This is a genomic window from Serratia sp. Res13-Sevr-LER1-36-b (assembly GCF_015673035.1).
In the GTDB taxonomy this organism is placed as follows: Bacteria; Pseudomonadota; Gammaproteobacteria; order Enterobacterales; family Enterobacteriaceae; genus Chania; species Chania fonticola_C.
This window is the reverse complement of the sequence record NZ_JADACK010000019.1, coordinates 1-14,690: the sequence shown is the minus strand read 5'-3', so window position 1 is coordinate 14,690 and position 14,690 is coordinate 1. Positions and strand designations below refer to the sequence as shown.

The following is a 14,690-nucleotide window of genomic DNA, read 5'->3' as shown; positions in this document are numbered from 1 at the left end:
ATAATCTTGCGACCCCACGTTACAACAAAGTTTTTTTCCCAAAACTTTGTATAGTGCCGGCAATGGCTATTCGAAGGGGTAGGTTTGCTGGACTTGTATGGTCGTGTGAGCCTCAACTGTTTTCGAGCGTTGGGTGAACACCTACGTGTAACTAAATTATTGGGTAAGCTTTCTAATGAAAACTTTTACAGCTAAACCAGAAACCGTAAAACGTGACTGGTATGTTGTTGATGCAGACGGTAAAACTTTAGGCCGTCTCGCTACTGAACTGGCTCGTCGTCTGCGCGGCAAGCATAAAGCGGAATACACCCCGCACGTTGATACCGGTGACTACATCATCGTTCTGAACGCAGAAAAAGTTGCTGTAACCGGCAACAAGCGTACAGACAAGGTGTATTACCACCACACCGGCCACATCGGTGGTATCAAGCAAGCGACCTTTGAAGAGATGATTGCCCGCCGTCCTGAGCGCGTGATTGAAATCGCGGTTAAAGGCATGCTGCCAAAGGGTCCGTTGGGTCGTGCAATGTTCCGTAAACTGAAAGTTTACGCGGGCACCGAGCACACTCACGCGGCACAGCAACCGCAAGTTCTTGACATCTAATCGGGATTATAGGCAATGGCTGAAAATCAATACTACGGCACTGGTCGCCGCAAAAGCTCCGCCGCTCGCGTTTTTATCAAGCCGGGCAGTGGTAACATCGTTATTAACCAGCGCAGCCTGGAACAGTACTTCGGTCGCGAAACTGCCCGCATGGTAGTTCGTCAACCGCTGGAACTGATCGACATGGTTGGCAAATTCGATTTGTACATCACCGTTAAAGGTGGTGGCATCTCTGGTCAAGCTGGCGCTATCCGTCACGGTATCACCCGTGCACTGATGGAGTACGACGAGACTCTGCGTGGTGAATTGCGTAAAGCTGGCTTCGTCACTCGTGACGCGCGTAAAGTTGAGCGTAAGAAAGTCGGTCTGCGTAAAGCACGTCGCCGTCCGCAGTTCTCCAAGCGTTAATTTTTTCTGCTTCGGCAGGACGATTTACGCGAAAAACCCGCCTCTTTGGCGGGTTTTTTTATGCCTGCAATCAGATTAAAATTCATTAAAATCAGTGAGCTAGGTGATAAATCAACGCATAGCCACCACAAAACAGTCAAAATCTGGTAAACTATCATCCACTTTTGCGCCTGTTCGCCGTGCAGTGCTGTCAGTCTACCTCCGGGGCCGTTTTCCAGACCTAAGGTTTATCTGTGAGCTGCTGGCTTGCGGTCACGATTATTCAGGATAGCAGCCTGAGATACCCAATCAATTTCACGTCGCAGCCAGGCGGCAACAACGCAATGGCTCGTGGAGTGATGGGTATTTTGGCTATTCGCCGCATTTTCTAGATAACTTGGAGGTTTTCATGGCTGTCGCTGCCAACAAACGTTCGGTAATGACGCTGTTCTCTGGCCCGACCGACATCTTTAGCCATCAAGTACGTATCGTACTGGCGGAAAAAGGCGTCAGCGTCGAGATCGAGCAGGTAGAACCCGATAATCTGCCGCAGGATCTGATCGACCTCAACCCATACCAAACGGTACCGACGTTGGTCGATCGCGAGCTGACGCTGTATGAATCCCGTATCATCATGGAATACCTTGATGAGCGTTTCCCTCACCCGCCGTTGATGCCGGTGTATCCGGTGGCACGTGGTGAAAGCCGTCTGATGATGCTGCGTATCGAGAGAAACTGGTACACGCTGATGTACAAAATCGAGCAGAGCAACGGCCAGGAAGCTGAATCAGCACGCCGTCAACTGCGCGAAGAGCTGCTGGCGATTGCGCCAATCTTCGGCCAGACCCCGTATTTCATGAGCGAAGAGTTCAGCCTGGTAGACTGCTACCTGGCCCCGCTGCTGTGGCGTTTGCCGCAACTGGGTATCGAACTGAGCGGTGCCGGCTCCAAAGAGCTGAAAGGCTACATGACCCGCGTCTTCGAGCGTGATGCATTCCTGGCCTCTCTGACCGAAGCCGAGCGCGAAATGCGCCTGCAGACTCGGGGCTAAGCATCATGGATATGTCTCAGATGACCCCGCGCCGTCCTTATCTTTTGCGGGCATTCTATGACTGGCTGTTGGATAACCAACTGACTCCGCATCTGGTCGTGGACGTAATGCGCCCAGACGTGCAGGTTCCGATGGAATTTGCACGCGATGGTCAGATTGTGCTGAACATTGCTCCGCGTGCCGTAGGCAACCTGCAACTGGGTGACGACGAAGTGACCTTCAACGCGCGCTTTGGTGGCGTACCTCGTCAGGTGCTGGTGCCAATGGCGGCCGTGCTGGCGATTTATGCGCGGGAGAACGGGGCTGGTACCCTGTTTGAACCGGAAGCCAAGTATGAAGATGAAGGGGCTTTCGAAGGGCTGGAAGAGGTGTCTAGCCCAACGGGTAGCCTGATGTCAGTGGTTGATAGCGATCCTCAGGATAGCTTGGAAGACGATAACGGCCCTGATGATGAACCGCCTCAGCTGCCACGCGGTGGTGGCCGTCCGGCGTTGCGTGTCGTGAAGTAAGCTACGGCAGGCAGGGAAAAAGGTGCAACTCAGGTTGTGCCTTTTTTATTGCCTGTAGATCGGCAAGTTGGGTATCCGGAAGGTAAAAGCAAAGGGCCGGCATGCCGACCCTTTGGGAGAACGTAGAGGTGTAAATCACACTTCCAGATAACACATGATGCCTTCGGCAGCTTTGCGCCCCTCGGCAATCGCGGTAACCACCAGATCGGAACCGCGAACCGCATCACCACCGGCGAAGATCTTCGGGTTGCTGGTCTGGAAAGCATTATCGACCGATTCCGGTGCCACGATGCGGCCCTGCTTGTCCAACTGCACGTCGTGCGCAGCCAACCAGTCCATCTGGTGCGGGCGGAAGCCAAAGGCCATCACCACCGCATCGGCGTCGATCACGTGCTCAGAACCTGGCACCTGTTCGGCAACCTGGCGGCCATTGGCATCCGGGGCACCCAACTGAGTACGCACCATCTTGACGCCAGCGACGCGTCCCGCGCTGTTAAGCTCAATGCTCAACGGCTGCAGGTTGAACTGGAACTCGACCCCTTCCTCGCGCGCATTCTTCACTTCGCGTTTGGAACCCGGCATGTTCGCTTCATCCCGGCGATAGGCACAGATGACCTGAGTCGCGCCCTGACGAATAGAGGTGCGTACGCAGTCCATGGCGGTGTCACCACCCCCTAGTACCACCACACGCTTGCCTTCCATGCTGACATACGGCTCGTGCTGTTCTGGCTGGTAACCCATCAGCTGCTTGGTGTTGGCGATCAGGAACGGCAGCGCATCGTACACGCCCGGTGCCTCTTCGTTTTCCAATCCACCACGCATCGATTGGTAGGTACCTACGCCGAGGAACACCGCATCGTATTCGCTCAGCAGCGCATCCATGGTGATATCTTTACCGACTTCAGTATTGAGCTGGAACTCGATACCCATCTCGCTGAAGATGCCGCGGCGTTTTACCATCACCTCTTTTTCCAGCTTAAAGGCCGGAATGCCGAAGGTCAGCAGGCCGCCGATTTCCGGATGACGATCGTAAACCACCGCTTTGACGCCGTTACGGGTCAACACGTCGGCACAGGCCAGGCCCGCCGGGCCAGCGCCAATAACGGCCACCCGCTTACCGGTTGGGTGCACGTGGGACATATCCGGCTTCCAGCCCATCTCGATGGCTTTATCGCTGATGTAACGCTCGATATTGCCGATGGTCACCGCGCCAAACTCATCGTTCAGGGTACAGGAACCTTCGCACAGGCGATCTTGCGGGCAAACGCGACCACACACTTCCGGCAGGCTGTTGGTCTGGTGTGCCAGATCCGCCGCCTCCATGATGCGGCCTTCATTCGCCAGCTTCAGCCAGTTCGGAATATAGTTGTGAACCGGGCATTTCCATTCGCAATAGGGGTTGCCGCAGGACAGGCAACGGTCGGCCTGTGATTTCGCCTGGGTTTCCGAAAAGGGTTCATAGATCTCTACAAACTCAATTTTGCGGATCTTCAGCGGTTTCTTTGGCGGATCAACGCGCTGCAGGTCGATAAATTGATAAACGTTCTGACTCATTCAATGACCCCTTACTGCGCCTGAACCCGCAGCTCGGCTGCGGAACGACTACGGTGACCCAACAATGCTTTGACATCACTGGACTTCGGTTTGACCAGCGCAAACTTCGGCGCCCATACCGGCCAGTTAGCCAAGATCTCTTCTGCCCGTGATGAACCGGTCAACTGCACGTGTTCGGTGATCAAACCGCGCAGGTGCTCTTCATGGATCGCCAGTTGATCGACGTCCAGCACTTCCACCAGTTCCGGGTTGACGCGTTTGCGGAACTCGCCGTCTTCGTCCAGTACATAGGCGAAGCCGCCGGTCATGCCTGCACCAAAGTTGATGCCGGTCTTGCCCAATACGCAGACGATGCCACCGGTCATGTATTCACAGCCGTTATCACCAATGCCTTCAACTACGGTAATTGCCCCGGAGTTACGTACGGCGAAACGCTCACCGGCACGGCCTGCGGCGAACAGCTTGCCGCCGGTTGCGCCGTACAGGCAGGTGTTGCCGATGATGCTGGCCTCGTGGCTGCGGAAGGCAGAGCCCACCGGCGGACGCACGGCGATACGGCCACCGGCCATGCCTTTACCGACGTAGTCGTTGGCATCGCCGGTCAGGGTCAGCTCAACGCCGCCGGCATTCCACACGCCGAAGCTCTGGCCTGCGGTACCGGAGAAATGTGCCTTGATCGGATCGGCAGCCATCCCTTGGTCGCCATGCAGCGTGGCAATAGCCCCTGACAAGGTCGCGCCGACGGAACGATCGGTGTTACGGATATCGAAATAGAAGGTCTTGCTGTGCTTGGCCTCGATATGCGGTTGCGCCTGTGCCATCAGCTCCTTGTTCAGCAAGCCCTGATCGAACGGCGGGTTGCTGCTTTCGGTGCAGTGCAGGGCTTTGCCCACGTGTGGCGTAGCGGTTTTCAGCAACGGCGACAGATCCAGCTTGTTCTGCTTGGCGGAGATGCCGTCGAGCTCGGTCAGGAACTCGGTGCGACCAATCAGATCGACCAGTTGGCTGACGCCCAGCGTAGCCATGATCTCGCGGGTTTCCCGAGCGATGAACTGGAAGTAGTTGGTCACGCGTTCTGGCAGGCCGTGATAGTGATCGCGGCGCAGTTTTTCATCTTGAGTTGCCACGCCGGTCGCGCAGTTGTTCAAGTGGCAGATACGCAGGTATTTACAGCCCAGTGCGACCATCGGGCCGGTGCCGAAGCCAAAGCTCTCTGCACCCAGAATGGCAGCCTTAACAATGTCGACGCCGGTTTTCAGGCCACCATCCACCTGCAGGCGGATTTTGTGGCGCAGGCCGTTGGCTACCAGCGCCTGCTGGGTTTCCACCAGGCCAAGCTCCCACGGACAGCCAGCGTACTTAACCGATGACAGCGGGCTTGCGCCGGTACCACCGTCGTAACCGGCAATGGTGATCAGATCGGCATAGGCTTTCGCTACGCCGGTGGCAATGGTGCCCACGCCCGGCTCGGAAACCAGCTTCACCGAAATCATCGCCTTCGGGTTCACCTGTTTCAGATCGAAAATCAGCTGTGCCAAATCTTCAATCGAATAGATATCGTGATGCGGCGGAGGCGAGATCAGGGTAACACCCGGCACCGAATAACGCAGTTTGGCGATATACGGCGTGACCTTATCACCAGGCAACTGACCACCTTCACCCGGCTTGGCACCTTGGGCGACCTTTATCTGGATCACGTCGGCGTTCACCAGATAGGCTGGTGTCACACCGAAGCGGCCAGAGGCCACCTGCTTGATACGGGAAACCTTGTTGGTGCCGTAGCGCGCCGGATCTTCACCGCCTTCACCGGAGTTGGAGAAACCGCCCAGGCTGTTCATGGCAATCGCCAGCGACTCATGGGCTTCCGGGCTGAGTGCCCCGATGGACATGGCGGCGGTATCGAAACGTTTGAACAGCGATTCGGCCGGTTCAACCTGATCGACCGGGATCGGCGCGCCTTTCGGGGTGATCGCCAGCAGATCGCGCAGTGTGGCAATCGGGCGCTCGTTCACCAGCTTGGCATAAGCCTGGTAATCGCTGTATTCACCGCTGTGCACCGCTTTTTGCAGCGAGTTCACCACGTCTGGGTTATACGCATGGTATTCGCCATTGTGGACGAACTTCAGCAGGCCACCTTGATCCAGCGGCTTGCGTTTCAGCCAGGCGCGTTTGGACAGGTTTTGCAGATCTTGCTGGAAGTCGCTGAAGCTGGCACCGCCGATGCGGCTGACCACACCCTGGAAACAGAGATCGGACAGGTCACGGTGCAGGCCGACGGCTTCAAACAGTTTGGAACAGCGGTAAGAGGCGATAGTCGAGATGCCCATTTTGGACATGATCTTGTACAGCCCTTTATTGATGCCGTTGCGGTAGTTGAGCATCACGTCGCGGTATTTCTTGTCGATCGCCTGGCTATCGACCAGCTTGGCCAGCGTTTCGTAGGCCAGATACGGGTAGACAGCGGTGGCACCGAAGCCCAGCAACACGGCGAAGTGGTGCGGGTCGCGGGCGCTGGCGGTTTCAACGATGATGTTGGCATCGCAGCGCAGGTTCTTGTCCACCAGACGGGTCTGGATCGCCCCCACCGCCATTGGCGCGGGTACCGGCAGACGCTGGTTGCTGATGGCACGGTCGGACAGTACCAGCAACACTGCGCCGTCACGGACTTTACGTTCCGCTTCATCGCACAGGGCATGGATGGTCTGCTCCAGATCCTGCTCCGCTGGATCGAAGGTCAGATCGAGGGTGTCGGCACGATAATATTCGCCTTCCAGCGTAGTGAGCTGCTTGAAGTCTGAATACAGCAGGATTGGCGATTTGAAGCTCAGGCGGTGGGCCTGGCCTTCGGCTTCGCAGAATACGTTCATCTCGCGGCCGATGCTGGTAGCCAGAGACATCACGTGGGCTTCACGCAGCGGATCGATCGGCGGGTTGGTGACCTGAGCGAACTGCTGGCGGAAATAGTCATAAATGATGCGCGGACGGCTGGAAAGCACGGCGAACGGGGTGTCATCACCCATCGAACCGGTAGCTTCCTGGCCGATCTCGCCCAGTACCCGGATCACCTGGTCCAGCTCTTCGCTGCTGTAGCCGAACTGCTTTTGGTAGGTTTCCAGCGTGGCGTCATCCAGCTCGCGGCTGCCCACCTGATCTTCCGGCAGGTCTTCGAACGGCACCAGACGTTTGACGTTCTTCTCCATCCACTCTTTATACGGGTGGCGGCTTTTCAGATCGTTGTCGGTTTCGGCGGAGTGCAGGATCTTGCCGCTGCGGGTGTCGATCACCATCAGCTCGCCTGGCCCGACACGGCCTTTTTCGATGACTTCATCCGGCTGGTAATCCCAGATGCCCACTTCCGAGGCACAGGTGATCAGCTTGTCTTTGGTGATGACGTAGCGCGCAGGACGCAGACCGTTACGGTCCAGGTTACAGGCGGCGTAGCGGCCGTCAGACATCACGATGCCCGCCGGGCCGTCCCACGGCTCCATGTGCATCGAGTTGAAGTCAAAGAAGGCGCGCAGATCGGTGTCCATATCCGGGTTGTTCTGCCAGGCCGGTGGCACCAGCAAACGCATGGCACGGATCAGATCCATACCGCCTGCCAGTAACAGCTCCAGCATGTTATCCAGCGAGCTGGAGTCGGAGCCGGTTTCGTTAACGAAAGGCGCGGCGGCTTGCAAATCCGGGATCAGTGGGGTCTGGAACTTGTAGGTACGGGCACGTGCCCACTGGCGGTTACCGGTGATGGTGTTGATCTCACCGTTGTGCGCCAGATAGCGGAACGGCTGTGCCAAAGGCCAGCGCGGCACGGTATTGGTTGAGAAGCGCTGGTGGAACAGGCAGATGGCCGATTCCAGCCGCAGATCGGCCAGATCCAGATAGAAGCGTGGCAGATCGGCTGGCATGCACAGACCTTTGTAGATCGTCACCAGGTTGGAGAAACTGCACACATAGAAGCTGTCGTCCTGGACGCGCTTCTCGATACGGCGACGGGCCACAAACAGGCGGCGTTCCATATCGCGTGGACGCCAGCCCGCAGGGGCGTTCACGAAAATCTGTTCAATACGCGGCAGGGAAGAGAGGGCGATTTCACCCAGAACGTCCGGGTTGGTAGGAACTTCGCGCCAGCCGACGATCGACAGCGTTTCGTTCTGCAGCTCTTCTTCAACAATGCGGCGGCTGGCACGGGCTTCCTCTTCGTTCTGGCTGAGGAACATCATGCCAACGGCGTAGTTCTTGGCTAAACGCCAGCCGCGCTCTTCCGCCACCATGCGGAAAAAGCGATCGGGCTTTTGCAATAACAGGCCGCAACCGTCGCCAGTCTTGCCGTCAGCAAGAATTGCACCACGGTGTTGCATACGGGCCAGTGCGTGAATAGCGGTCCTCACCACTTTGTGACTAGGTTCGCCTTCTATGTGGGCGATCAGGCCGAAACCACAGTTGTCCCTCTCATGGGATTTATCGTACAGCATATCAGTGAACCTCCCCAGGCTCTGTGTGACTCTTACAACCCACTGCGAAGGGCCTGCTCAATTTCAGGCAGAAGTCCAATCAGCAAGGTTAATATCGCCAATCTGCTTTTCCGCCCTCCATCAATGGCCTCTCGTGACGGTTCTCACAAGTGGTAAATGACTTGTTTTAAGAGGGAGTCTTAAATTACTGCATAATTATGACGAGACGTTTGCCCGTCCAGAAAGCTTCCAGCGGACCTCCAACTTAGCGAGAAAGAATACGCAGGTCAAATATAGGCTTAACAAGGTTTTTGATGGCTTGCATGAGGTTTATGATGATGAAAAATAAGTTTTTTCAGACCTTTTTGGCGCGATGGAAAGGCAGGGGAAGTGCCGCAAAAATGTGAGCTGTCTCACTATAGTGCAATGCCTGAATCTCTGCACCGTGCTAGTGCTGGCGGCAATGCCAGAATTTTATTCTGGTAAATTTATATTTATTGTTGTTTATAACTATTTTTCATCGCTTTGTCATAAAGCTGTTAACAGTGCGCTGAGGATTAGAAACTTTCATCGAGATAAAAATGATTTTATTTGCACTAATAATGAATAGTTATGCCTACGGCGGCCTTTGGGGAAAAGCGTTGATCCCTGTCATCGCGGGAAAAGCCGTTTCTTATTAGCATAACGGCCTTCAAACACAGAGAGACACCAAGATTATGCAGTTGCCGCAATTAGTCAATATGTTTGGTAGCGATCTTCAGCGCCGTTATGGGGAGAAGATCCACAAACTCACGCTGCACGGTGGGTTTAGCTGCCCAAACCGCGACGGCACGCTGGGGCGCGGCGGCTGTACTTTCTGCAACGTGGCCTCTTTTGCCGATGAGCAGATGCAGCAGCAAAGCATTGCGGAGCAACTGGCCATTCAGGCGCAGAAAGTTAACCGGGCCAAGCGCTATCTGGCCTATTTCCAGGCTTATACCAGCACCTATGCCGAAGTCGAACTGTTGGCCAACATGTACCGCCAGGCGCTGACGCAGGCTGAGATGGTGGGTATCTGTGTCGGCACCCGGCCAGACTGCGTGCCAGAGGCGGCGCTCGATCTGCTGGCAGGCTACCGTGAGCAGGGCTTCGAGGTGTGGCTGGAGCTGGGGCTGCAAACGGCGCACGATAAAACGCTAAAGCGCATCAACCGTGGCCACAATTTCTCCTGTTACCAGCAGACCAGCCGCCTGGCGCGGGAACGCGGCCTGAAGGTATGCAGCCACCTGATCGTTGGCCTGCCCGGAGAGACTCATCAACACCATTTGGCCACGCTGCAAGCGGTGGCTGAGAGTGGGGTAGACGGCATCAAGCTGCACCCGCTGCATATCGTCACCGGTAGCACCATGGCACGAGCCTGGCAGGCGGGGCGTTTGCCTGAGCTGTCGCTGGAGGATTACGCATTCAGCGCCGGGGAAATGATCCGCCATACGCCGAAGGAGATTATCTACCACCGCATCTCGGCCAGCGCCCGTCGGCCCACCCTGTTGGCACCATTATGGTGCGAAAACCGTTGGAACGGAATGCAGGCCGTCGGCGGCTATCTTCAGCGGCATGGTGGCCAGGGTTCGGCTTTGGCCGCAGACCAGCAATACCTGCCTTAAAACCCCGTTCTCAGGTTGCGAATTGCAACCATTCCCACAGTTCACAGTAAGGTTTCTTATCTTAACCGCATTTTACGGTATGATTTGAGAGATTATGTCTGTTGGGAATGGCTCATGAAGCAAATCCGGGTGTTAGCCCAGTACTATGTTGATTTGATGGTAAAACTGGGGCTGGTGCGCTTTTCACTGTTGCTGGCTTCAGCGCTGGTGATACTGGCGATGGTGGTGCAAATGGCGGTCACCATGCTGCTGCGTGGTGAAGTGGAAAGCATCGACGTGGTGCGCTCCATTTTCTTCGGCCTGCTGATCACGCCGTGGGCGGTTTACTTCCTTTCGGTGGTGGTGGAGCAACTGGAAGAGTCGCGTCAGCGCCTGGCTCGGCTGGTGGATAAGCTTGAGGAGATGCGCAATCGCGATCTCGCGCTGAACCAGCAGATGCAAGAGAACATCAGCCAGCTCAATCAGGAAATTGCCGACCGTATCAAGGCGGAGCAAGATCGCCAACAGGTGATGGATAAGCTGACCGAAGAGATGGAGCAGCGCGAACAGGCACAGGTAGAATTGGGCCAACAATCGGCATTGCTACGCTCTTTCCTCGATGCCTCCCCCGATCTGGTTTACTACCGCAACGAAGAAAAAGAGTTTTCCGGCTGCAACCGGGCGATGGAGCTGCTGACCGGCAAGAGCGAAAAACAGCTGATCGGCCTGACCCCCTTTGATGTCTACAGCAAAGAGATCGCCGAAAAAGTCATCGAAACCGATGAGAAAGTTTTCCGCCACAACGTCTCCCTGACCTATGAACAATGGCTGGTGTACCCAGACGGTCGCAAGGCCTGTTTTGAACTGCGCAAGGTGCCGTTTTACGACCGCGTGGGCAAACGTCATGGGCTGATGGGCTTTGGCCGCGATATAACCGAGCGTAAGCGCTACCAGGACGCGCTGGAGAATGCCAGCAGGGAGAAGACCACCTTTATCTCAACGATCAGCCACGAGCTTCGTACGCCGCTTAATGGCATCGTCGGCCTGAGCCGAATTCTGCTCGATACCGAGCTGAACGATGAGCAATTGAAGTATTTGAAAACCATCCACGTCAGCGCCATCACCCTGGGTAATATTTTCAACGACATCATTGAGATGGATAAACTCGAGCGGCGTAAGGTCCAGTTGGACAATCAGCCGGTCGACTTTACCGGCTTCCTGGCGGATCTGGAGAACCTCTCCGGCCTGCTGGTGCAGCCGAAAGGGCTGCAGTTCGTGATGGAACCCGAGTTACCGCTACCGGAGAAAATCATTACGGACGGCACGCGCCTGCGGCAGATCCTGTGGAACCTGATCGGGAACGCGGTGAAATTCACCCAGCAAGGCCAGATCGTGGTGCGCGTCAAGCGCGAAGAGCAGGAACAGATCGTGTTTGAAGTTGAAGACTCAGGCATGGGGATCCCGCAGGATGAGCAAGACAAGATTTTCGCCATGTATTATCAGGTCAAAGACCAGAACGGCGGGCGTCCGGCGACCGGCACCGGGATCGGTCTGGCGGTCTCCAAACGGCTGGCGCAGAGTATGGGCGGGGATATCACGGTAAACAGCGCGCAAGGGCACGGTTCTTGCTTCACCTTGACCATCAAGGCGCCTGCGGTAGAGGAAGTGGTCAATGAGGTCCAGGCGGTGGAAGAAATGCCGCTACCTGCGTTGCATATCCTGCTGGTGGAAGATATCGAACTGAACGTGATCGTGGCCCGTTCGGTGTTGGAAAAGCTGGGCAACAGCGTTGCGGTGGCCATGAACGGTCGCGATGCGTTAGCCATGTTCGACCCGGACGAGTTCGATCTGGCCCTGTTGGATATCCAACTGCCGGACATGAGCGGGCTGGATATCGCCCGTGAGCTGCGCGAGCGTTATGCGGGCCGCTCGCTGCCACCGTTGATTGCGTTGACAGCTAATGTCCTGAAAGACAAGAAAGAGTATCTTGAAGCGGGCATGGACGATGTGCTGAGCAAGCCGTTGTCGGTACCGGCCTTGACCAAGATGATCAAACATTACTGGGATCATCAACCCCAACATACCACAAAGAAAACGGAGCAAAAGTCGATGCAGATTAATGAATCGTTATTGGATACCGCAATGCTGGAGCAGTACATGGATCTGGTGGGGCCGCAGCTGATCCATCAGAGCCTGGCGATGTTTGAACAGGTGATGCCGGGGTATCTGGCGGTGCTGGATTCCAACATGACCGCGAAGGATGAGAAAGGGATCACCGAAGAAGGGCACAAAATCAAGGGTGCCGCTGGCTCTGTCGGGCTAAAACATCTGCAACAGCTGGCCCAGCAGATCCAGACGCCAACGTTACCAGCCTGGCAAGACAACGTGCAGGAGTGGGTCGATGAGCTTAAGCAGGAATGGCGCAATGATGTGGCGGTGCTGCGAGCTTGGGTAGAGAACGCTGAAAAAAAATGACCCCAGCCGAGGCCGGGGTGCGCGAATATTGCGCCAACACCAGGGAAATCATTAACCTGCGTATTGGTTTTTAGCGTTCTGGTAGAGCAGGTGGTACAAAATTCGTATACATCATACAGCGAACAACATAGCAAATGTAAGCGCTCTTGTTAGAAGAATCATTAAAATATGTGATGTAGTTAGTATTTGTCGCCTCTGGGCCTGCCTTTGCCGGCGGTCCTGGCTGGGAGAATGTCGATGAAACAGGTCGCTGTAGTGCTGAGTGGTTGTGGTGTTTATGACGGGGTAGAAATCCATGAGGCGGTGCTTACCTTGCTGGCTCTGGATCGTGCCGGTGCGCAGGCGGTCTGCTTTGCACCCGACAAGGCACAACTGCATGTTATTAATCATTTATCCGGCGAAGAAATGCCAGAGAGCCGCAACGTTTTGCTGGAGTCGGCACGCATCGCTCGTGGCAAAATTCAGGCGCTTTCGCTGGCCGATGCCGAGCAGTTGGATGCCCTGATTGTGCCCGGTGGATTTGGTGCGGCGAAGAATTTGAGCAGCTTTGCCACGCAAGGGGCGGAATGTTCAGTAGATCCCGATCTGTCTAAGCTTATTCTGGAAATGCATAAGAGAAACAAACCAATGGGTTTTATGTGCATTGCTCCAACGCTGTTGCCGAAAGTTCTCGATCAACCGTTACGATTGACCATTGGTAACGATCCCGATCTGGGGGAAGTGATTGATGCCATGGGCGGTGAGCCGGTGATCTGCCCGGTAGATGACATCGTGGTTGATATTGAAAACAAGGTTGTCACGACCCCGGCCTACATGTTGGCCCAGTCGATCGGCGAGGCGGCGCAGGGAATTGATAAGCTGGTGTCACGAGTGCTGGATCTGGTGGAATGATAAGGTTTTCTCGTAAATCGTGGATTGTTCGCCTGTGGTTTTGGTTTAAGCGAGGCGTTCTTGCGGTTATTGGCCTGTGGCTGGCGGGGATCATTCTGTTCGCTTTTCTGCCGGTGCCGTTTTCTGCGGTGATGGTGGAGCGGCAGCTCGGTGCCTGGCTGAGCGGGGATTTCGGCTATGTGGCGCATTCCGACTGGGTAGCGATGGACGATATTGCCCCCTCGATGGCGCTGGCAGTGATGGCGGCAGAAGATCAGAAATTCCCCGACCACTGGGGGTTTGATGTTGCGGCCATTGAAAAGGCCATCAGCCACAACGAAAAGCGGCCAACGCGCATCCGCGGTGCTTCTACCCTTTCTCAGCAAACGGCAAAGAACCTGTTTTTGTGGGACGGGCGTAGCTGGGTGCGCAAAGGGTTGGAAGTTGGGCTAACGGCGGGTATTGAGCTGGTTTGGACCAAGCGGCGAATTTTGACGGTGTACCTGAATATCGTCGAGTTTGGTGACGGCATCTTCGGCGTGGAAGCGGCGGCTCAGCACTTTTTCCACAAGCCGGCAAGCCGCTTGACGGCGTCTGAAGCTGCCCTGCTGGCGGCAGTGCTGCCTAATCCGCATCGTTTCAAGGCCGGTGCCCCTTCGGGGTACGTGGTTCAACGCCAACAGTGGATTATGCGCCAGATGCGCCAGTTGGGTGGGGAAGGATTTCTTAAGGCCAACGATCTGAAATAATGACCCCTCACCCCAACCCTCTCCCACAGGGAGAGGGAGCTGAACGGAGCGCGTGCTTGCCCCGTGCGGCTTCGGAAAGTCGGGCGTAAGAAGAAAGATAGGTCATTACTCAGAAGAGGCAACGAACTCGATCGGTCCCCTTGTATGTTTAAAGACACTTTAATTACCCGCCCAAAGGCGGGTAGACTTTAACCGAGTTGTACCTGACGCCACAGCCCGTTTCCCCTCTGGGACAACAAGCCCGCGGGAGAGCTTATGGCGTGGCGTCAGTTTTCCTGTTAACCCGAACAGCTGCCAGGGCGGCATCAGCCAGCCCGTATCTTACAAGGCCGGGAGACTTGAAATGACTGAACATGCAACCGTCGGTATCGACATTGCCAAAGACACTTTTGATGTATACATCGACTCAACTCGTCAG

10 protein-coding genes are annotated in these 14,690 nt (G+C 55.7%); 8 read left to right on the top strand and 2 right to left on the bottom strand.

The genetic code is table 11. From position 1 onward, the window contains the following. The first annotated feature begins 175 nt into the window (after positions 1-175). The 4 genes from rplM to sspB all read left to right on the top strand — a co-directional run bounded on the left by rplM (position 176) and on the right by sspB (position 2,551). On the top strand, positions 176-604 hold the full coding sequence (gene rplM / locus IMQ33_RS13350) for a 50S ribosomal protein L13 (RefSeq protein ID WP_021180678.1): 429 nt from the start codon (positions 176-178) through the stop codon (positions 602-604). A 15-nt stretch (positions 605-619) separates the two neighbouring features. Further along, positions 620-1,012, top strand: a complete 393-nt coding sequence (gene rpsI, locus IMQ33_RS13345) for a 30S ribosomal protein S9 (protein WP_024483695.1) — start codon at positions 620-622, stop codon at positions 1,010-1,012. A 388-nt stretch (positions 1,013-1,400) separates the two neighbouring features. Then, positions 1,401-2,042, top strand: a complete 642-nt coding sequence (gene sspA / locus IMQ33_RS13340) for a stringent starvation protein SspA (protein ID WP_024483694.1) — start codon at positions 1,401-1,403, stop codon at positions 2,040-2,042. A 5-nt stretch (positions 2,043-2,047) separates the two neighbouring features. After that, on the top strand, positions 2,048-2,551 hold the full coding sequence (gene sspB / locus IMQ33_RS13335; RefSeq protein WP_196062323.1) for a ClpXP protease specificity-enhancing factor: 504 nt from the start codon (positions 2,048-2,050) through the stop codon (positions 2,549-2,551). A 135-nt stretch (positions 2,552-2,686) separates the two neighbouring features. Here sspB and IMQ33_RS13330 read toward each other — a convergent pair whose 3' ends face one another. Both IMQ33_RS13330 and gltB read right to left on the bottom strand, forming a co-directional pair. Continuing rightward, positions 2,687-4,105 carry a glutamate synthase small subunit gene (locus tag IMQ33_RS13330; protein ID WP_065684736.1) on the bottom strand — a complete coding sequence of 473 codons (1,419 nt, stop codon included), beginning with the start codon at positions 4,103-4,105 and terminating at the stop codon, positions 2,687-2,689. An 11-nt stretch (positions 4,106-4,116) separates the two neighbouring features. Beyond that, complete coding sequence (gene gltB / locus IMQ33_RS13325) at positions 4,117-8,577, bottom strand: glutamate synthase large subunit (protein ID WP_196062322.1); 4,461 nt, start codon at positions 8,575-8,577, stop codon at positions 4,117-4,119. Positions 8,578-9,272: 695 nt separating this feature from the next. Between gltB and IMQ33_RS13320 the strand changes: the two genes are divergently transcribed. The 4 genes from IMQ33_RS13320 to mtgA all read left to right on the top strand — a co-directional run bounded on the left by IMQ33_RS13320 (position 9,273) and on the right by mtgA (position 14,272). Further along, a complete protein-coding gene (locus IMQ33_RS13320; RefSeq protein ID WP_024530633.1) occupies positions 9,273-10,199 on the top strand; it encodes a TIGR01212 family radical SAM protein in 927 nt (308 codons plus the stop codon). 114 nt (positions 10,200-10,313) lie between these two features. Further along, positions 10,314-12,653 (top strand): aerobic respiration two-component sensor histidine kinase ArcB, encoded by a 2,340-nt coding sequence (gene arcB, locus IMQ33_RS13315; RefSeq protein ID WP_196062321.1) that lies wholly within the window; start codon positions 10,314-10,316, stop codon positions 12,651-12,653. A gap of 237 nt (positions 12,654-12,890) precedes the next feature. Further along, complete coding sequence (gene elbB, locus IMQ33_RS13310; protein WP_186531506.1) at positions 12,891-13,544, top strand: isoprenoid biosynthesis glyoxalase ElbB; 654 nt, start codon at positions 12,891-12,893, stop codon at positions 13,542-13,544. Then, entirely contained in the window at positions 13,541-14,272 is a 732-nt protein-coding gene (gene mtgA / locus IMQ33_RS13305) for a monofunctional biosynthetic peptidoglycan transglycosylase (protein ID WP_065684733.1), read from the top strand. Before elbB ends, mtgA begins: the two co-directional genes overlap by 4 nt. The last annotated feature ends 418 nt before the right edge of the window (positions 14,273-14,690 follow it).